This is a genomic window from Bacillus sp. FDAARGOS_1420 (assembly GCF_019344915.1).
GTDB classification, from domain to species: Bacteria; Bacillota; Bacilli; order Bacillales; family Bacillaceae_G; genus Bacillus_A; species Bacillus_A mycoides.
Window position 1 is genome coordinate 688,851 of the sequence record NZ_JAHWJB010000002.1, and the last position, 20,502, is coordinate 709,352.

Below are 20,502 nucleotides of genomic sequence, written 5' to 3' on the forward strand. Positions count from 1 at the left end.
AGGGTTTTTTACATAATAAACAGAAGCAAGTTGAAAGGATGAAAGTATATGCCGAAACCAGTAATAGCAATAGTAGGCCGCCCGAACGTGGGGAAATCTACTATTTTCAATAGAATTGTTGGAGAAAGAGTTTCAATCGTAGAAGATATACCAGGTATAACGCGAGACCGTATTTATAGTGCGGGAGAATGGTTAAATCATGAGTTTAACATCATTGATACAGGTGGAATTGATATTGGAGACGAGCCGTTCTTGACACAAATTCGTCAACAGGCGGAAGTAGCGATTGATGAAGCAGATGTTATCATTTTTATGACGAATGGTCGCGATGGTGTAACTGCAGCAGATGAAGAAGTTGCTAAAATTTTATACCGTTCTAAAAAACCAATTGTACTTGCAGTAAATAAGGTTGATAATCCGGACATGCGTAGTGATATTTATGATTTTTATGCATTAGGATTTGGCGAGCCATTCCCGATTTCAGGTACACACGGTTTAGGACTTGGTGATTTGTTAGATGAAGCTGCAAATCATTTTCCAAAGATTGAAGAAGAAGCGTATGACGATGAAACAATCCGTTTCTCTTTAATTGGACGTCCAAACGTAGGGAAATCATCACTTGTAAATGCACTTCTTGGTCAAGAACGTGTAATTGTAAGTAATATAGCGGGAACGACACGTGATGCTGTTGATACACCATATAGTAAAGATGATCAAGATTATGTAATCATCGATACAGCTGGTATGCGTAAAAAAGGGAAAGTATACGAAAGTACAGAAAAATATAGTGTACTTCGTGCACTTAGAGCGATTGAACGTTCTGACGTTGTTTTAGTCGTTTTAGACGGAGAAGAAGGAATTATTGAACAGGATAAAAAAATCGCTGGATATGCTCATGATTCAGGACGTGCTGTTATTATCGTCGTAAACAAATGGGATGCAGTGAAAAAAGATGAAAAAACAATGAAAGCATTTGAAGAAAACATTCGCGCTCATTTCCAATTTTTAGAGTATGCGCCGATTGTATTCTTATCTGCGAAAACGAAAAAACGTACACAAACATTATTACCAGTTATTAATGAAGTAAATGAAAGCCATAGCATCCGCGTACAAACGAATGTATTAAATGATGTAATTATGGATGCGGTAGCGATGAATCCAACGCCGACTCATAATGGTAGCCGTCTGAAAATATTCTATGCGACACAGGTTGCGGTAAAACCACCAACATTTGTTATATTTGTAAACGATACAGAATTAATGCACTTTTCATATGAGCGCTTCTTAAAGAACCGTTTACGTGAAGCGTTCGGTTTTGTAGGAACGCCGATTCACATTATCGCTAGAGCAAGAGACTAATGGAGAGGATGTGATTTTATGACAAAAATCACAGTAATAGGAGCAGGTAGCTGGGGAACAGCGTTAGCGATGGTATTAGCTGACAATGGGCATGATGTACGTATTTGGGGAAACCGTCCTGAACTCATGAATGAAATTAATACGAAGCGTGAGAACAGTAGATATCTTCCAGGGATTACATTGCCAAGCACAATCGTAGCCTACTCTTCTTTAGAAGAAGCATTAGTAGATGTAAATACAGTACTGCTAGTAGTACCGACGAAAGCGTACAGAGACGTATTGCAAGAGATGAAAGAAATTGTTACAGAGCCAATTACTTGGATTCATGCAAGTAAAGGAATCGAACCAGGTACGTCAAAACGTATTTCGGAAGTGATTGAGGAAGAAATTCCAGAGAGCTTGATTAAGGATGTTGTTGTACTATCTGGGCCGAGTCACGCTGAAGAAGTTGGATTGCGTCAAGCGACAACTGTTACGTCTGCAGCAAAGCGTATGGAAGCGGCTGAGGGAGTACAAGATTTGTTTATGAATAGCTATTTCCGTGTATATACAAACCCAGATATCGTTGGAGTTGAACTTGGTGGTGCTTTAAAAAATATTATTGCACTAGCTGCGGGGATATCTGACGGGCTTGGATTAGGTGATAATGCGAAAGCGGCATTAATGACACGTGGTTTAACAGAGATTGCTCGTTTAGGAAGAAAAATGGGCGGAAATCCGTTAACGTTTGCTGGTCTAACTGGTATGGGAGACTTAATTGTAACTTGTACAAGTGTGCATAGCCGAAATTGGCGCGCTGGAAATATGCTTGGAAAAGGGCACTCTTTAGAAGAAGTGCTAGAAAGTATGGGTATGGTTGTAGAAGGTGTAAGAACAACGAAAGCTGCTCATGAATTGGCAGAGAAAATGGAAGTTGAAATGCCGATTACAGCTGCTTTATATGACGTGCTGTTCAATGGGAATAATGTGAAAGATGCAGTAGGCTCATTGATGGGACGTGTTCGAAAACATGAAGTTGAAGCGATACCTGATTTGTTATAAAGAAAGCGGTAGAAGTACATTTCGTACTTCTACCGTTTTTTATTTTTTATGGGTCTTTTCACCAATTTTTCATCTCTGCATAGGATGAAGAGTAACTTGAGGAGAGGGTGAAAAGAATGGATAACAACATTTTTAATAACATTGAAAAAGAAGCGAAAGTGAACAAAGAAGATATTTTTAAATTAGCGTCGTCTGTTCAAAATGCGAACTTACGTGATGAGACAGTGCTTCGCCAATTGATTCATCAAGTTGCTCTAATGGCAGGACGCGAAGTGCCGAAAGAGCAAGAGGATCAAATTGTAAAAGCGATTATTAACAATAATATGCCGGCGGATTTTGGTTCGTTAAGTAAAATGTTTAAAAAATAAATTATGAGAAACAAAGAGTTTAGAGAATGCATATGATAGTTATGAAAGAATGGGAATAGAGCTGTTAAGGGCATATTTGGTCAACCGAAGCGCATCATTTCGTGCTTCGGTTTTATTATTTTAAATAAAAATCATCAATTCACGGAAAAATGATGATTTTTATTTGTTTAAAGATTTTAATTTGTTAAAATAGTATAAAAATAGATTGAAAGTAAAGGGGTGTATATATGTCGGAAGGACTTATGAAAATGTGGTTTGCTTTAGGGGCAATTGGATTTATGTTTCTTGCAGTAAGTTTTATTTTATTGAGTAGGCATAAAATGAAGAATAAATTTTTGAAAGGGATTACAGCTTTAGTAGCGTACACCCTCATGATTGTATCGGGAATTGTTATCTTCCTTGTTGTATTTAGTGGCCCTATTGAGCAATAAAGGATGTTTAGTCGGTAAATGTTACAAAAGCAACAGTCCATACTAGCATGAAAAGGTGATTGTCAGTGAAAAAAATCTATATTATTTTAATATTTTGTTGCATGAGCATTTTAACAGGGTGTATGTATCCAAGAGAAAATATGAAACAAAGTGCTATTCCTTATGAAGACCAGTTGCAAGTTGTACAAAAAGCCATTAATACATATAAGGAGCAAACGGATGGTTTATTACCAATTAAGACGCGTGATATGAGTACGCCGATTTATCAGAAGTATCCAATTGATTTTCAAAAAATTGCTCCAAGGTACATACAAGAGGCACCAGGGAATGCGTATGAAAGTGGTGGAGTATATCAATATGTATTAATAGATGTTGAAAAAAATCCGACAGTAAAGTTAATTGATGTGAGAATGGCGGAACAAATTCAAGAAGTGGCATTGAAGCTAAGGATGTATCGTGATGAACATCAATATCCACCTTTTAAAAAAGTGATCACAGATGGTGTTTATGAATTAGACTTCAAAAAACTAGGATATAAAGATGTACCACAAGTGACAAGTCCCTACTCAGGAAAGGGTCTCCCTCTTGTAATTAATGAAAAAGGAGAATTGTTTGTTGATTATAGAATCGACTTATATGAAGCGTTGAAAAAAAATGAAGGACAATTTAAAGAAGGTGAAGATATCCGGAGTATACTATCGAAGGATTCCCCGTTTGTTCCTGCATACTCTTTGCCGTATACAGTAAAAAATGGAGAACCAATTTTTTTGAAATCATAAGTCATGAACCTTTCTTTTAGTGAATAAGTTCTAGAAGAAAGGTTTTTTATGTTATACAACTTGTGATGCAAACAAAAGGTATTTTTAAATAGTCATATGAAATTGGACAAAATTATATGATATATTGTCCGAACTTCTAGAATACCATTATATTATATCAGATATTATAGGCAACGTTAGAGAAGGTATTAGTTGACTATAAACGTGGAATTATTCCCAAAAATATTGAGGGAGGGAATCACTTGGAAAAGGTAGATATTTTTAAAGATATTGCGGAACGCACAGGCGGTGATATTTATTTTGGAGTTGTAGGAGCTGTTCGAACAGGGAAATCAACATTTATTAAAAAGTTTATGGAACTTGTTGTTATTCCCAATATTGAAAATGAGTCAGACCGTCAAAGAGCGCAGGATGAACTGCCTCAAAGTGCTGCTGGTCGTACAATAATGACGACGGAACCGAAGTTTGTTCCAAACCAAGCGGTTTCTATCGAAGTAGATGAAGGTCTTGAAGTGAATATTCGATTAGTAGATTGTGTTGGATATACGGTTCCAGGAGCAAAAGGCTATGAAGATGAGAATGGTCCGCGCATGATTAATACTCCTTGGTATGAAGAGCCTATTCCATTCCATGAAGCTGCAGAAATCGGAACACGTAAAGTAATTCAAGAGCATTCAACAATTGGTGTCGTTATTACAACAGATGGAACAATTGGTGAAATTCCAAGAAGAGATTATATAGAGGCAGAAGAACGCGTTGTAAATGAGTTAAAAGAAGTAGGAAAGCCTTTCATTATGATTATCAATACTGTACAGCCATACCATCCAGATACGGAGCAGCTACGTCAAAGTTTATCAGAAGAATATGATATCCCAGTAATTGCGATGAGTGTAGAGAGTTTAAGAGAAACAGATGTGTATAACGTACTGCGAGAAGCGTTATTCGAGTTCCCGGTTTTAGAAGTGAATGTAAACCTTCCGAGCTGGGTAATGGTGCTAAATGAAGGGCATTGGTTACGCCAAAGTTATCAGGAAGCGGTTCAAGAGACTGTAAAGGATATAAAACGTCTTCGTGATGTGGACCGTGTCGTTTGGCAGTTTAGTCAATATGAATTTATTGATCGAGCAAGTCTAGCTGGCATCGATATGGGGCAAGGTGTGGCAGAGATTGATTTATATGCGCCAGATGAATTGTATGATCAAATTTTAAAAGAAGTAGTAGGAGTAGAGATTCGAGGGAAAGATCATTTATTAAAGCTTATGCTCGATTTATCTCATGCGAAAACAGAGTATGACCAAGTGGCGGATGCCCTGCGGATGGTAAAACAAACCGGATATGGAGTAGCAGCGCCTGCATTAGCTGATATGAGCTTAGATGAACCGGAAATTATTCGTCACGGCTCAAGGTTCGGTGTTAAATTAAAAGCGGTTGCGCCGTCTATTCATATGATTAAAGTGGATGTAGAATCAACATTTGAACCAATTATCGGTACTGAAAAACAAAGTGAAGAACTAGTTCGTTACTTGATGCAAGATTTTGAAGATGACCCGCTATCAATTTGGAATTCTGATATATTTGGGCGCTCTCTTAGCTCTATTGTTAGAGAAGGAATTCAAGCGAAGTTATCTCTAATGCCAGAAAACGCTCGTTATAAATTAAAAGAAACGCTAGAAAGAATTATTAACGAAGGATCTGGCGGATTAATTGCGATTATATTATAAGAAAAAAATCCCTCTAATTGCAGAGGGATTTTTTTCTTTTTCAGTACGTAATAGAAAAATAAACAGTCATTATCTAATATTTTGTTGCAAATTGTCAAGTTTCATCAGAATTTCACATTTTTAGAGTAACAATTTCCTTAAAAATATTGAATTATAAAGGAGAATCGTATAATATAGGCGTTGATAATGATTTATCTACATCTTTGTAGTATAGAATTTGTAAAAATTGCCTACAAATGAAAGTAAGACTCATTTTATGATCATTATACAGTCTTATCTTTGGGAGGAGGTGAATGGCATGAACAAGACAGATTTAATCAATGCTGTTGCAGAAGCAAGTTCCCTTTCTAAAAAGGACGCAACAAAAGCAGTGGACGCTGTTTTTGATTCTATCTTAGAAGCTTTAAAACAAGGTGATAAAGTACAACTAATCGGATTCGGTAACTTCGAAGTTCGTGAGCGTGCGGCTCGTAAAGGTCGTAACCCACAAACAGGTGAGGAGATTGAAATCGCTGCAAGTAAAGTACCTGCATTCAAACCTGGTAAAGCGTTAAAAGATGCGGTTAAATAATCCTTACATATTAACAGGGAAGAAGAGTTTCCTTTTTGGAAACTCTTCTTTTTGCTTTTAAAAACATAAATATGCTAGAATGTGTTCGTATCACTTTTAGGTTTTTCGGGAGGGCTAGCGGATGGCAAAAGTTAATTTAGAACAAATTGAACATGCAGTACGTCTTATTTTAGAGGCAATCGGAGATGACCCAAATCGCGAGGGAGTACTTGATACACCGAAACGTGTTGCGAAAATGTACGCAGAAGTATTCTCAGGAATGCATGAGGATCCGAAAGAGCATTTACACAAAGTATTCGGAGAAGACCACGAAGAGCTTGTGCTAGTAAAAGATATACCATTCTATTCGATGTGTGAGCATCATCTTGTTCCGTTTTATGGAGTTGCTCACGTTGCATATATTCCGCAAGGTGGAAAAGTAACAGGACTAAGTAAATTAGCTCGTACTGTAGACACGATTGCGCGTCGTCCACAACTACAGGAACGAATTACATCAACAGTAGCTAACTCTATTATGGAAGTACTAGAGCCGCATGGTGTAATGGTAATAGTAGAAGCAGAGCATATGTGTATGACGATGCGTGGTGTGAAAAAGCCTGGTGCGAAAACAGTAACGACTGCGGTGCGCGGCGTCTTAGAAAATGATGCAGCAGCACGTAGTGAAATTTTATCGTTTATTAAGACGAATTAAAGAAGAGCGGGAAACTGCTTTTCTTTTTTTTATATACAAAAAAATGATATAGTTTTAATGTTAAAGAGCAAGAATATAAAGGTTGAAAATTACTTCTGCCTTTTGTGTAAATGAATGTTTGTAGTTGTTAGAGACGAAGATAACTTGTATGAATAAAAGTTGAGGCTTTATTCGGTGGCAGTTTGGCAGAAGTAGCCAAGTTTTGATTATAGAAAATAGAATGTATGTGTTATAATAAATTTTATGAATTAGAAAACAAGGGTGATTTTTTGTGTGTGACATCTACGGAGGGTATGCGGGTATTAAAGAGAAATTGATGGAGAAATTACGCCATCCTTATTTTATAAACTATATTGAAGAACCATTTATTGATGAAGAAAAAATAGCGCTGTTATACGGTGCATTAAAAAGTGCAAATATACATAAAGAACAAATTGATCATTATGTCGTAACGATTATGCTTGTACAAATTGCTCTTGATACACATGAAAAAGTATCAAATAAAGCAAACGAAGAGACGAGTGGATTCCATAAGCGTCGTCAATTGACAGTTCTTGCAGGGGATTATTATAGTGGTCTATACTATTACTTATTGTCAATGAATTGTGATATTATCTTAATTCGTGCACTTGCTGAAGGAATTAAGGAGATTAATGAACATAAAATTATGCTATATCAAAAAGCACATGTGGCGATTCAAGACATAATGGAAAGTGTAGTAATAATTGAATCTGCGCTTTTGCAAAAAACATGTGATCATTTTCAGTTATCTAATTGGAAACGATATATAACTTATGTGTTAGGAAAAAATCGTCTTCAAAAAGAGTGTCAATTGTATGCTGATAAACAAAATTCACCTGTTTTTCAAGCAGTCCAAAAAATCTCATTGGATGATGATAAAAATCTGGAAACAGTAATTAATGAATGGCTTATGGAAATGAGAAAGCAGGAAGAAAATTTTTTAGAGAATCATACAGAAGTTAATGAGATAATTTCTATGTTAAGAGATAAATCAAGGAAATAAGCAACTTTACATTGGAAGAAGGTACGAGCATGCAACAATCAAAAGAAGAAAGAGTACATGACGTATTTGAGAAAATTTCTGATAAATACGATGTGATGAATTCTGTAATTAGTTTTCAAAGGCATAAGGCATGGCGCAAAGAAACGATGCGAATTATGGATGTGAAACCCGGGAGTAAGGCACTTGATGTATGCTGCGGGACGGCAGATTGGACAATTGCACTAGCGGGAGCTGTAGGTGAAGATGGGAAGGTTTACGGTTTAGACTTTAGCGAAAATATGCTAGCTGTCGGTAAACAAAAGGTAGAAGCTTTAGCATTAAAGCAAGTAGAACTTATGCATGGAAATGCAATGGAACTTCCTTATGAAGATAATACGTTTGATTATGTAACGATTGGTTTTGGGTTACGTAACGTTCCGGATTACATGCAAGTATTAAAAGAAATGACGCGTGTAGTAAAGCCTGGTGGAAAAGTAATTTGCCTGGAAACATCCCAACCAACGATGATAGGTTTTCGTCAAGGATATGTCTTATACTTTAAATATATCATGCCGTTATTTGGAAAGATGTTTGCGAAAAGTTATAAAGAATATTCATGGCTTCAGGAATCTGCTAGTACATTCCCAGGGATGAAAGAGTTAGCACGTATGTTTGAAGAAGCTGGGCTTAAGAATGTGCAAGTGAAACCATTTACTTTTGGTGTAGCAGCTATGCATTTAGGTATTAAACCAGAATCAAAATAGAAAATAGAAAATAGAAAAAAGACGTTTTAGGTTAAGGTGAACAATATGAAGTTACAACTTATGTACTCTTTTTTACGATCGGATATTAATGTTATAGAAAAAGAATTGAAGAAGACAGTTGCTTCTGAGCAGCCGTTAGTAGAAGAAGCGGCATTACAGCTTATTGAAGCAGGTGGGAAGCGGATTCGCCCTGTTTTTGTTTTGCTTGCAGGGAAATTTGGGGATTATAAGTTAGATGCAATTAAGCATGTTGCGGTTGCATTAGAACTAATTCATATGGCTTCGCTTGTTCACGATGATGTCATTGATGCTGCGTTTTTACGACGCGGCAGCGCAACAGTGAATGCGAAATGGGGAGATCGTATTGCAATGTATACAGGAGACTACTTGTTTGCGAAGTCTCTTGAATGTATAACAAATATAGAAATTCCAGATGCACATCAAGCGTTGTCTCATACAATTTTAGAAGTTTGTAAAGGTGAAATCGAACAAATTAAAGATAAGTATAACTATGATCAAAATTTAAGAACGTATTTAAGAAGGATAAAACGAAAAACAGCATTGTTAATCGCCGCAAGTTGTCAGTTGGGAGCGATTGCTGCTGGTGCTAATCGTGATACTGTAAATCGTCTATTTTGGTACGGATATTTTGTTGGTATGTCTTATCAAATTATTGATGATATTTTAGATTTCGTATCGACAGAAGAGAAGCTTGGAAAGCCTGCTGGTGGTGATTTATTACAAGGTAACATTACATTACCTGTTTTGTATGCCATGGAAGATCCAGTTCTTCGTCAAAAAATTACATCTGTGCATGAAAATACAACAGCAAGTGAAATGAAAGAAATTATTGATGATATTAAAGCGAGCGAAGCTATTGATAAAGCATTTTCGTTTAGTGAACGTTATTTACATAAAGCATTAGAAATAATAAAACCACTCCCTCGTGGACAGGCGAAGTATGCGTTGCAAAATGTCGCAAAGTATATTGGAAAACGAAAATTTTAGTGTTTTGTCTGAAAAATAAAATAATCTCTCTATTTCAAAACTATTGCGCAATTGTGATAAGGGTGTTAATATGTGTGTGGGGATATACAATTACATACATAATTCAGAAGTGGAGAGATTTTTTATGGAAAAAACATTTCTAATGGTAAAACCAGACGGTGTACAACGTGCCTTCATTGGGGAAATTGTAGCTCGTTTTGAGAAAAAGGGCTTTCAATTAGTTGGTGCAAAATTAATGCAAGTTACTCCGGAAATTGCTGAACAACACTACGGTGAGCATAAAGAAAGACCTTTCTTTGGTGAATTAGTAGACTTTATTACATCTGGTCCTGTATTCGCAATGGTATGGCAAGGTGAAGGTGTAGTAGATACAGCACGCAATATGATGGGTAAAACACGACCACATGAAGCTGCTCCTGGAACAATTCGTGGAGATTTCGGTGTAACTGTTGCGAAAAACATTATCCACGGTTCGGATTCTTTAGAAAGTGCAGAACGCGAGATTGCTATTTTCTTTAAGGAAGAAGAATTAGTAGACTACTCAAAATTAATGAATCAATGGATTTACTAATTATTTTGAAATAATTTGTAAACGCTTTAATAACTGTGATAATAGTAAAAAGTGCGAGAAGAATAGGGGTATTCTTCTTGCACTTTTTTTATTTCGATCAGTTACGAAGTTAGGACTGTTATGATATATTGGTATGTAAAGTAAAAGGTCTACTATTATGAAAATAATCGAACAATTACAAGTAGGGAAAGCAAACATTCGATTTACTATATAATTTCTTTGTATTTTAAAGAGTGATGGAAGATAATATAGCTACTTTATGTAGCGGGATAAATACATATGCGAAAAGAGGAATAACGTATGCGATATATTACAGCTGGTGAATCCCACGGTCCGCAACTTACGACAATTTTAGAAGGTGTTCCGGCAGGGTTATCTTTAGTAGCGAATGATATAAATGAAGAATTAGCTAGAAGACAAAAAGGATATGGACGCGGTAGACGCATGCAAATTGAGAAAGACCAAGTGCAAATTGTAAGTGGTGTTAGGCATGGGAAGACGATGGGGTCCCCGATTGCACTTGTTGTTGAAAATCGTGATTTTACACATTGGACAAAGGTTATGGGTGCAGAGCCGTTAACTGAGCAGGAAGAGAAAGAAATGAAAAGACAAGTTACGAAACCTAGACCTGGACACGCTGATTTAAATGGTGCGATTAAATATGGTCATAGAGATATGAGGAATGTATTAGAGCGTTCTTCAGCACGTGAAACGACAGTTCGTGTTGCAGCTGGTGCAGTTGCAAAAAAAATATTGGCGGAATTAGGTATACAAGTAGCGGGACATGTTATCGAGATTGGTGGTGTACAGGCAGCAAATATTAAATATAACTCTATTGTGGAATTACAAAGTACTACAGAAGCATCTCCTGTACGTTGTTTAGATGAAGAGGCCGGTAAAAAGATGATGCAAGCAATTGATGATGCGAAGGCAAATGGTGATTCTATCGGTGGTATTGTTGAAGTAGTTGTAGAAGGAATGCCAATTGGGGTAGGTAGCTATGTACATTATGATAGAAAATTAGATGCAAAATTAGCAGCGGCAATTATGAGTATTAACGCTTTTAAAGGTGTTGAAATTGGAATTGGTTTTGAAGCAGCACATAGACCTGGAAGTGAAGTGCATGATGAAATCCTTTGGGATGAAGTGCAAGGGTACAGAAGAAAAACGAACAATGCAGGTGGATTAGAAGGTGGCATGACAACTGGTATGCCGGTTGTTGTGCGCGGTGTTATGAAACCGATACCGACATTATATAAACCGCTTCAAAGTGTTGATATTGATACGAAAGAACCTTTTACAGCGAGTATTGAACGTTCAGATAGTTGTGCAGTGCCAGCAGCTAGCGTTGTGGCTGAAGCTGTTGTGGCTTGGGAGCTCGCAACAGCTTTAATTGAACAATTTGGATTAGATCGTATCGATCTTATACGTGAAAATATTGAGAAACATAATGAATATGCGAGGGGATTTTAATGGAGAACATACATATTCAAACGAAATCAAAAGAATATGATGTACATGTTGGAAGGGAGGCGTTGTCACACTTAACAACGTTTATTCAAAAAATGAATCCTGCAGTATCTAACATAATGATCATTTCTGATGAAGCTGTTGCATCACTGCATTTACAGACAGTTGTTGATGCATTGCAAGTAGAGCAAAAAGTATTTTCGTTTGTTGTACCGAGTGGCGAAAAAGAGAAGTCTTTTGAAAATTTCTATGAGGCTCACACTTCGGCTCTTGAAAATAAATTAGATAGAAATTCTTTAATCATCGCACTTGGAGGCGGAATGATTGGAGATTTGGCTGGATTTGTTGCTGCGTCGTTTATGCGTGGTATTCGCTTTGTCCAAGTTCCAACGACTTTATTAGCTCACGATAGCGCAGTAGGCGGGAAAGTAGCAATTAACCATCCACTAGGAAAAAATATGATTGGAGCATTTCATCAGCCAGAAGCTGTTGTATATCATACGCCATTTTTACATTCACTTCCTGAAAAAGAGTGGCGATCAGGTTATGCAGAAGTGATAAAGCATGCTCTTATTGGTGATGTGGAGCTATATCATTGGTTAAAAGAAGAAGTGCAAACGTTAACGGATCTTCGTGATGAAAAGTTAATTCATATATTAACGAAGGCGATTCCTGTGAAAGCGAATATTGTGTCGCAAGACGAAACAGAAAAAGGTGTACGTGCCCATTTGAATTTTGGGCATACGTTAGGACATGCTCTTGAAAAAGAGTTAGGATATGGGAATATTACTCACGGTGATGGAGTAGCGGTTGGCATGCTATTTTCTATGTTTTTAAGTGAGCAAGTGTACAAAGTTGATCTTTCTTATGAAGAAATGAAGCAGTGGTTCTTGAAATACGGTTATCCAAAAATGCCAAGTGACTTGAATGTAGAACGTCTCGTTCAGTTGATGAAACAAGATAAAAAAGCAAATGCTGGAACAATTCATATGGTGCTTATGCAGGAATATGGGGGAGTGAATGTCGTATCTATTTCAGATGAGACTGTTCATATTGCGTTAGAAGCATTTCAAAAGGATATGGTGTAAAAAAGTCGTAGAACAGGTATGAAATGCATATTTAAAGGTATTCTCGTAATGGTGACGGTTATGATTAAAGGTGACAGTAAGACATTATAAATCATATCAATGACTGGGGGAAGAAAAGTGAGAGTAAAAGAGCAATTGTTAACTTTGAGAGCATATGTACCTGGGAAAAATATTGAAGAAGTAAAAAGAGAATATGGATTGTCAAAAATTGTGAAGTTAGCGTCGAATGAAAACCCATTTGGCTGCTCTGCGCGTGTGACAGAAGCATTAACTTCGTTAGCTAATCAATATGCACTCTATCCGGACGGGGCGGCATTTGAGCTTCGTGAGAAAGTAGCAGAGCATTTAGGTGTAAAAGCGGAACAACTTTTATTTGGTAGTGGACTAGATGAAGTTATTCAAATGATTAGTCGTGCTTTGCTACATAATGGAACAAATGTTGTAATGGCGAACCCTACGTTCTCGCAATACCATCACCATGCTGTTATTGAAGGAGCAGAAGTTCGTGAAGTACCACTTAAAGATGGCATTCACGATTTAGATGCAATGTTACAACAAGTAGATGAGAAAACGAAGATTGTATGGATTTGTAATCCGAATAATCCGACAGGTACATATGTAGAAAAACAAAAATTACTTTCATTTTTAGAATCAGTTCCAAAGTCAGCGCTCGTTATTATGGACGAAGCATATTATGAATATGCTGGGGCAGAAGATTATCCGCAAACATTACCTCTTCTTGAAAAGTACGAAAATCTTATGGTGCTACGCACATTCTCAAAAGCATATGGATTAGCTGCTTTTCGTATTGGATATGCGATTGGTGATGCAAAGCTTATTGGGCAGCTAGAGGTAGCGAGACTACCATTTAACACATCAACTATCGCCCAAGCGGTAGCATTAGCGGCAATAGAGGATCAACAGTTTTTACAAGAGTGTGTGAAGAAAAATGCCGGAGGATTAAATCAATATTATGCATTTTGTAAGGAATATAACGTATTCTACTATCCATCTCAAACGAATTTCATTTTCTTGAAACTTGGTATACCTGGTAATGAAGCTTTCGAACGATTAATGAAAAAAGGATATATCGTTCGTTCTGGTGCAGCATTTGGTATGCATGATGGTATTCGTATTACTGTTGGATTAAAAGAAGAAAATGATGAGATTATTGAATTACTTACGGAACTTGTAAAAGAACAAGTGAAGAAAGAAGAAACGTATTCTTAAGAAATGGTGGAGGCTCCTGTTACAGGAGCCTTTTTCATTTGAACTGCAATAAGGGGAGTTGTTTGCACGTTCAAGAAAGAAAACGTTACAATAGAAGTAGACGTATAAGAAGAACTATTGTACATATAACTTATTTAAAATGTGAGGAGGATACAGTTTGAAACTAGTAGGACGAAAAAATAGTTTGAATGGGAAAATTGTTGTTCCAGGAGATAAATCTATTTCGCATCGCTCTGTTATGTTTGGAGCGATAGCGGAAGGGACGACGAAAGTATCAAATTTTTTATTAGGAGAAGATTGTTTAAGTACAATTGCATGTTTTCAAAAACTAGGTGTCCAGATTGAACAGTTTGGTAACGATGTCACGATTTACGGTAAAGGATTACATAATTTACAAGAACCGAAAGAAGTATTAGATGTGGGGAATTCAGGGACGACTATTCGTCTTATGCTTGGGATTTTAGCAAATACGCCGTTCCATAGTACGATAATTGGTGATGTATCAATTGGAAAACGTCCTATGAAACGTGTTACAGACCCGCTTAGTAAGATGAATGCTCAAATTGATGGTAGAGAAAACGGACAATATACACCTTTATCTATTCGCGGTGGTAAGGTAAAAGGTATGCATTACCATTCACCAGTAGCAAGCGCACAAGTGAAGTCAGCAGTTTTACTTGCGGGTTTGCAAGGGGAAGGGATTACTACGGTAACAGAGCCTATGCAATCTCGTGATCATACGGAAAGAATGTTGCGTGCATTCGGTTGTACCGTAGATGTTAATGGACGGACCGTTTCATTACAAGGTGGACAACAACTTAAAGGTGCAGACATAGAAGTTCCAGGAGATATTTCTTCGGCGGCATTTTTCTTAGTAGCTGGTGCAATTGTCCAAAATAGTAAGCTTGTATTGGAAAACGTTGGTTTAAATCCGACGAGAACAGGGATTTTAGATGTATTAACAAAGATGGGTGCACTTATTTCTATCGATCATATTAGAAATGAAGAGTTTGAACCGTGCGGGGATATTACGATTGAAACATCTAAACTAAAAGGAATAGAAATTGGTGGAACTCTTATTCCAAGATTAATTGATGAAATTCCTGTAATTGCTTTATTGGCAACGCAGGCAGAAGGAATTACTGTTATTAAAAACGCTGAGGAGTTAAAAGTAAAAGAAACAAATCGTATCGATACGGTTGTAGATGAATTAGGCAAATTAGGTGCGAAGATTGAAGCTACACCAGATGGTATGATTATATATGGTAAACAAAGTTTAAAAGGAAATACTGTTAATAGTCACGGCGATCATCGTATTGGGATGATGCTTGCAATCGCATCGTGTATTATAGATGGAGAAGTGAAAATAGAGAATAGTGATGCGGTCGCTGTATCGTATCCGGAATTTTTCGAACAATTAGCTGCGCTATGAGAGAAAGTATAGGAAGAGGTAGTTCACTCAAAAGGTTGCGTTCTTACACCTAGTTGCTTATGATAAATGAACAGAAGAGAATATTTTTTGAATTAAAGGAGACGTTTATGCAAAAGTTTGAACAGGCTGTTTCTTATATTGAAAACGGTGAAGCAGAAAAAGGATTACAATTATTAAAAGAACAACTACGAGTTGCTAATGATGAAGAGAAGTATGATATCGCTCGTTACTATCATACACTTGGGTTTATGGATGAGGCGTTAGCAATTACTGAAGACTTACGCTTGCTATATCCGGAAGAAAGTGAATTTACGGTATTTTTAGCAGAATTATATATTGATTTAGATAAAGAAGATGAAGCGATTGAAGTGCTTCATGATATTCCAGAAAACGATGATTTATATGTTCAATCGTTATTACTTGTAGCGGATTTATTCCAAATGCAAGGTTTTGATGATGTAGCAGAACAAAAACTATTAAAGGCGAAAGAAATGATGCCAGACGAACCTGTTATTACGTTTGGGTTAGCAGAATTATATAGTAGTAAAGGTGAAGAGCAAAAGGCGATCACTTATTATGAATCGTTACTAGCAGAACATAAAGTTATGGGTGGTGTTGTCATTGCGCTTCGTCTAGCAGAAACTTTAAGTGCTATTGGAAACTGGGAAGAGGCAATCTCTTACTATGAAGCGGGGTTAGAAGAGCAAAAAGATATTCACTCATTATTTGGATATGCCTTCACATTATACCAAGGAGAAGAATATCAAAGAGCAATTGGTGCTTGGCAAGAATTAAAAGAATTAGATCCTGAATACGCATCGTTATACATGTATTTAGCGAAAAGCTATGAAAAAGAAGGCATGCTTCAAGAAAGCTATGAAACACTTCAAGAAGGAATTAAAGTAGATGAGCTGTCTGTTCCTTTCTATGTAGAATTAGCGAATATTGCGGCGAAATTAGGTAAAATAGCGGAGGCTGAAGAAGTGCTTCAAAAAGCGCTGGAGCTAGATCCGGGACATTTAGGTGCGATATTAAAATATGCGTATATTTTAAAAGAACAAGAGAAATACGAAGAGCTAATTGCAGTTGTAGAGCGTGCAATTGACAGTGGAGAACCAGATACACAACTACTTTGGGATCTTGCATTTGCAAAAAAACAATTAGAAATGTATTCGGATGCATTAAAACACTATGAAAGTGCATATACTTCTTTTAAGAATCATCCAGATTTCTTGGAAGAGTACGGTTATTTCTTATTAGAAGAAGGAATGCGAAAAGAGGCGAAAGAAGTATTTACGCAGTTAATACAACTAGACCCGACACAAATTCATATTGAAGAATTGTTATATAATTTAGAGGATTTTTCATAAGTTGGAAGGAAACTGAATGCCGCTTCTTGAATCTAAAAAGAAAAGAGAAAGACAGAGGAGGGACTTAATCGCTATGAATACCCCTGTTTCTGTAAACGAGAAGAAGGATTTTGTAAAATGGTTTTTGAATAATTACCAACTGAAACAGCGTGAATGTGTATGGATTTTGAATTATTTAATGAGTCACGATCAATTAATGCATAAAGTCCACTTCGTAGAACATGCAAAATATTGTCCGCGTGGCTTAGTAATGTCAGCAAATTGTGTGAAAGACACACCGTTTCACTTTTTCAAACAAAATGTAATGACAACAGATGCAGAAAAATCGTTTCATGATATTCGTTTGAATCGAGATGAGGATATTTATATTCAGCTTAATTTTAAATCATCGTTCCAAAATGCAAACTATGTAGCTGTATTAGAAGAAAACCCATATTTGCCAAAGCATATTGAAGTGAATGAAAAAGATCGATTGCTTGCAGAACGATTTTTAGAAGAAAGTGTATTCTCATTTAGAAGAGAACGTCTTTTGAAACAAATTGATGAAGCTTTGGATAAGCAAGATAAGGAAGCATTTCATAGGTTAACAGCAGAGTTGAAAATTTTATAGAATTCATTTTGATTATGTAATCTTTACGAAATTCAGACTTTTTAAGAAAAACTACTTAATAATAGGTAGTTTTTCTTTTTTTACCTCTTTTAGTATGGTTTAATATATATAAAGTGAAAGTTCTGTTATTTCGAATGGAGGAGGGGAGAAAAGGTGAAATGGATTGTAAAAGATGTAGAACAGTTTGAGCAAGCGAGGGAGTATGTAGATACAGGGATTATACCCCTTTTGTCTATTTCGGCAGCAAAAGGGATGAAAATGGTTGTAGAGCAAGGTGAATTTATTGAGGCTTTGAGTATGGAGTTGGAAAGGGAGTATAAAGGAAGAGTGCTTTTACTGCCCGCATTTACGTATTTGGTAGAGAGCCAAAAGAATGAAAAAGACCGTTTGCAAGAATGGACAGATCATTTGCAAAGGCAAGGTTTTAAGCATATTGCCTATGTGACAAGTGACTTTTCATGGAAAGAAGATATGAGAGATGTGCAGGGTGATTTATTTTGGTTTCCATCGTTATCATTAGAGCAATTTAGTGACCAAGCGAAAAGGGAAGTTATTCGTGCACACATAAAAAATATTATGGAAATGTTGGAAGAAAGATGGATAAAATAATAATAAACAGAAAGTTCTTATTATTATGAGTAGTATGATATTGACCTATACAAGAGGGTATTATATCATGATAGTGTCCTAGTTTTTATTTTTTATATAATTTTTTCACGAGGGGACAATTTCTGATAGAGGGGGGAAATTTTCGTGAGCGAGAAAGAACATCGTGTGTCAAGAAGACAGTTTTTAAATTACACACTTACAGGGGTAGGAGGCTTTATGGCGGCGGGTATTTTACTGCCGATGACGAGGTTTGCGCTTGATCCGGTGTTAAGAAAAGAAGCGGGAACAGATATGGTTGCTGTTGGGCAAGTAAAGGATATTACAACAGAGCCGAAGCGCTTCGATTTTAAGGTGAAGCAGGTTGACGGATGGTACAAGTCTGAAGAGCCAAAATCTGCTTGGGTGCATAAAGATGAAAGTGGAGAAATTGTTGCGTTTTCTCCAGTATGTAAACATTTAGGTTGCACAGTGAACTGGAATTCGGACAAAGCACATCCTAATCAATTCTTTTGCCCGTGTCACGGGGGACGTTACACAAAAGATGGGATGAACATTAAAGGCACACCGCCTCTTGCTCCGCTTGATGTGTACGAGTCTAAAGTGAAAGATGGAACGCTGTATTTAGGAAAAGCGAAGCCAAGAGGGGGTGCAAAGTAGATGCTAAATAAAATTTATGATTGGGTAGACGAACGTTTAGATATTACACCGATATGGCGTGATATCGCTGATCATGAAGTACCTGAGCATGTTAACCCGGCACATCACTTTTCTGCATTCGTCTATTGCTTTGGAGGACTTACCTTTTTCGTTACTGTAATTCAAATTTTGTCCGGAATGTTTTTGACGATGTATTATGTGCCGGATATTAAAAATGCTTGGGAGTCGGTTTATTATTTACAAAATGAAGTAGCTTACGGACAAATTGTTCGTGGTATGCATCACTGGGGCGCTAGTCTCGTAATTGTAATGATGTTTTTACATACACTCAGAGTTTTCTTCCAAGGTGCGTATAAAAAGCCTCGTGAGTTAAACTGGATTGTTGGTGTTCTTATTTTCTTTGTTATGTTAGGTCTTGGTTTTACCGGATATTTATTACCGTGGGATATGAAAGCGTTATTTGCTACGAAAGTAGGGATTCAAATTGCAGAGCAAACGCCGCTCATTGGTCCTTATATTAAAACATTACTCGCTGGTCATTCCGAAATCGTTGGCGCTCAAACATTAACTCGCTTCTTTGCTATTCACGTCTTCTTCTTACCAGCAGCACTTCTAGGTTTAATGGCCTTCCACTTCATCATGATTCGCAAACAAGGTATTTCCGGTCCGCTATAAGAGATTGCTAAATTAAAGGGGAAAGAACAAAAGGAGGGAGATTATGCATCGCGGCAAAGGGATGAAGTTTGTAGGAGATTCTCGGGTACCAGTAGCCCGGAAACCAAATATTCCGAAAGATTATTCTGAATATCCAGGGAAAACAGAAGCGTTTTGGCCGAATTTCTTGTTAAAAGAATGGATGGTTGGTGCAGTTTTTTTAGTCGGTTATTTATGTTTAACAGTGGCGCATCCGTCACCGCTTGAGAGAATGGCGGATCCTACAGATGCAGGATATATACCACTTCCAGATTGGTATTTCTTATTCTTGTATCAGTTATTAAAGTATTCGTATGCTTCAGGCTCATTTACTGTAATTGGTGCGTTTATTATGCCGGGGATTGCGTTTGGAGCGTTACTATTAGCTCCGTTTCTAGATCGAGGCCCAGAAAGAGCACCATTGAAGCGTCCTGTAGCAACGGGGTTTATGCTTTTAGCAATTGCATCGATTATTTTTTTAACTTGGGAATCTGTAGCACACCACGATTGGGAAGCTGCAAAAAAACAAGGAGCAATTGTAAAAACAGCACCAGTTGATAAAAATGATGACGGCTACAAGTTGATGCAAAAAAATACTTGTTTAACATGTCATGGTGACAATTTACAGGGCGGAGCGGCAGCACCGGCTTTGCAAAACTTAACTTTAAAACCAGAAGAAATCGCTAAAATTGCGAAAGATGGAAAAGGTTCAATGCCTAAAGGTGTATTTAAAGGTACAGATGAGGAACTGAAAAAGCTTTCGGAATTCGTTGCAAAGTATAATAAAAAATAATAGAAAAGCTGACTACAAAATCTGTGGTCAGCTTTTTATTTTGCGTGCCCAGCTAAGCTGGGCACTGTTTGATGGTGAAAGGTTTAAATAGAATTCTACAAGGATTCAAAAATTATTATAGCCTATCTTCAATTGGACAGAAGTGGCTCGGTAAAATAAATTGGTACGTCTTAGAACGGCTTAACCTTTTCTGGAATAAGAAAAGAAACATGGTCGTATCAAGGACTTGATGTAGAAAATAAC

General features: G+C 36.9%; 22 protein-coding genes. All 22 read left to right on the forward strand.

What is annotated here, in order from left to right; genetic code table 11:
- Positions 1 to 48 precede the first annotated feature (48 nt).
- The gene (gene der, locus I6L50_RS13855) at positions 49 to 1,359 is read left to right on the forward strand and encodes a ribosome biogenesis GTPase Der (protein WP_002011811.1); all 1,311 of its coding nucleotides are present in this window, start codon (positions 49 to 51) and stop codon (positions 1,357 to 1,359) included.
- Positions 1,360 to 1,377: 18 nt separating this feature from the next.
- A complete protein-coding gene (locus I6L50_RS13860) occupies positions 1,378 to 2,400 on the forward strand; it encodes an NAD(P)H-dependent glycerol-3-phosphate dehydrogenase (RefSeq protein WP_002011813.1) in 1,023 nt (340 codons plus the stop codon).
- Between the two features lie 116 nt (positions 2,401 to 2,516).
- Positions 2,517 to 2,768, forward strand: a complete 252-nt coding sequence (locus I6L50_RS13865; RefSeq protein WP_000369753.1) for a stage VI sporulation protein F — start codon at positions 2,517 to 2,519, stop codon at positions 2,766 to 2,768.
- A 227-nt stretch (positions 2,769 to 2,995) separates the two neighbouring features.
- Complete coding sequence (locus tag I6L50_RS13870; RefSeq protein WP_002011815.1) at positions 2,996 to 3,199, forward strand: DUF2768 domain-containing protein; 204 nt, start codon at positions 2,996 to 2,998, stop codon at positions 3,197 to 3,199.
- Between the two features lie 65 nt (positions 3,200 to 3,264).
- The gene (locus tag I6L50_RS13875; RefSeq protein WP_113937051.1) at positions 3,265 to 3,978 is read left to right on the forward strand and encodes a hypothetical protein; all 714 of its coding nucleotides are present in this window, start codon (positions 3,265 to 3,267) and stop codon (positions 3,976 to 3,978) included.
- Positions 3,979 to 4,220: 242 nt separating this feature from the next.
- Complete coding sequence (spoIVA, locus tag I6L50_RS13880) at positions 4,221 to 5,699, forward strand: stage IV sporulation protein A (RefSeq protein ID WP_000416521.1); 1,479 nt, start codon at positions 4,221 to 4,223, stop codon at positions 5,697 to 5,699.
- Positions 5,700 to 5,997: 298 nt separating this feature from the next.
- Positions 5,998 to 6,270 carry an HU family DNA-binding protein gene (locus I6L50_RS13885; protein ID WP_001043860.1) on the forward strand — a complete coding sequence of 91 codons (273 nt, stop codon included), beginning with the start codon at positions 5,998 to 6,000 and terminating at the stop codon, positions 6,268 to 6,270.
- Positions 6,271 to 6,391: 121 nt separating this feature from the next.
- Entirely contained in the window at positions 6,392 to 6,961 is a 570-nt protein-coding gene (gene folE / locus I6L50_RS13890) for a GTP cyclohydrolase I FolE (protein ID WP_113937052.1), read from the forward strand.
- Positions 6,962 to 7,232: 271 nt separating this feature from the next.
- A complete protein-coding gene (locus tag I6L50_RS13895) occupies positions 7,233 to 7,985 on the forward strand; it encodes a heptaprenyl diphosphate synthase component 1 (protein ID WP_113937053.1) in 753 nt (250 codons plus the stop codon).
- Positions 7,986 to 8,014: 29 nt separating this feature from the next.
- Positions 8,015 to 8,728 (forward strand): 2-heptaprenyl-1,4-naphthoquinone methyltransferase, encoded by a 714-nt coding sequence (gene menG, locus I6L50_RS13900; protein WP_219301822.1) that lies wholly within the window; start codon positions 8,015 to 8,017, stop codon positions 8,726 to 8,728.
- A 45-nt stretch (positions 8,729 to 8,773) separates the two neighbouring features.
- On the forward strand, positions 8,774 to 9,736 hold the full coding sequence (gene hepT, locus I6L50_RS13905) for a heptaprenyl diphosphate synthase component II (RefSeq protein WP_002011823.1): 963 nt from the start codon (positions 8,774 to 8,776) through the stop codon (positions 9,734 to 9,736).
- A 124-nt stretch (positions 9,737 to 9,860) separates the two neighbouring features.
- Positions 9,861 to 10,307: a nucleoside-diphosphate kinase gene (gene ndk / locus I6L50_RS13910; protein WP_000415879.1), complete on the forward strand. Its 447-nt coding sequence runs from the start codon at positions 9,861 to 9,863 to the stop codon at positions 10,305 to 10,307.
- A 300-nt stretch (positions 10,308 to 10,607) separates the two neighbouring features.
- Positions 10,608 to 11,780: a chorismate synthase gene (gene aroC, locus I6L50_RS13915; protein WP_002030766.1), complete on the forward strand. Its 1,173-nt coding sequence runs from the start codon at positions 10,608 to 10,610 to the stop codon at positions 11,778 to 11,780.
- On the forward strand, positions 11,780 to 12,865 hold the full coding sequence (gene aroB / locus I6L50_RS13920; RefSeq protein WP_219301823.1) for a 3-dehydroquinate synthase: 1,086 nt from the start codon (positions 11,780 to 11,782) through the stop codon (positions 12,863 to 12,865). Before aroC ends, aroB begins: the two co-directional genes overlap by 1 nt.
- A 117-nt stretch (positions 12,866 to 12,982) precedes the next feature.
- Entirely contained in the window at positions 12,983 to 14,095 is a 1,113-nt protein-coding gene (hisC, locus tag I6L50_RS13925) for a histidinol-phosphate transaminase (protein WP_002086618.1), read from the forward strand.
- A 157-nt stretch (positions 14,096 to 14,252) separates the two neighbouring features.
- Positions 14,253 to 15,527 carry a 3-phosphoshikimate 1-carboxyvinyltransferase gene (gene aroA / locus I6L50_RS13930; protein ID WP_113937056.1) on the forward strand — a complete coding sequence of 425 codons (1,275 nt, stop codon included), beginning with the start codon at positions 14,253 to 14,255 and terminating at the stop codon, positions 15,525 to 15,527.
- A 107-nt stretch (positions 15,528 to 15,634) separates the two neighbouring features.
- Positions 15,635 to 16,897, forward strand: a complete 1,263-nt coding sequence (locus tag I6L50_RS13935; protein ID WP_002086616.1) for a tetratricopeptide repeat protein — start codon at positions 15,635 to 15,637, stop codon at positions 16,895 to 16,897.
- A 73-nt stretch (positions 16,898 to 16,970) separates the two neighbouring features.
- Positions 16,971 to 17,507, forward strand: coding sequence for a ReoY family proteolytic degradation factor (locus I6L50_RS13940; protein WP_002086615.1), 537 nt, complete (start codon positions 16,971 to 16,973; stop codon positions 17,505 to 17,507).
- 153 nt (positions 17,508 to 17,660) lie between these two features.
- Positions 17,661 to 18,116, forward strand: a complete 456-nt coding sequence (locus I6L50_RS13945; RefSeq protein WP_002064531.1) for a YpiF family protein — start codon at positions 17,661 to 17,663, stop codon at positions 18,114 to 18,116.
- A 144-nt stretch (positions 18,117 to 18,260) separates the two neighbouring features.
- Entirely contained in the window at positions 18,261 to 18,773 is a 513-nt protein-coding gene (qcrA, locus tag I6L50_RS13950) for a menaquinol-cytochrome c reductase iron-sulfur subunit (RefSeq protein WP_002135282.1), read from the forward strand.
- The gene (gene qcrB / locus I6L50_RS13955) at positions 18,774 to 19,448 is read left to right on the forward strand and encodes a menaquinol-cytochrome c reductase cytochrome b subunit (protein ID WP_000932700.1); all 675 of its coding nucleotides are present in this window, start codon (positions 18,774 to 18,776) and stop codon (positions 19,446 to 19,448) included.
- 43 nt (positions 19,449 to 19,491) lie between these two features.
- Positions 19,492 to 20,259, forward strand: coding sequence for a menaquinol-cytochrome c reductase cytochrome b/c subunit (gene qcrC, locus I6L50_RS13960; RefSeq protein ID WP_002011836.1), 768 nt, complete (start codon positions 19,492 to 19,494; stop codon positions 20,257 to 20,259).
- Positions 20,260 to 20,502: the final 243 nt, after the last annotated feature.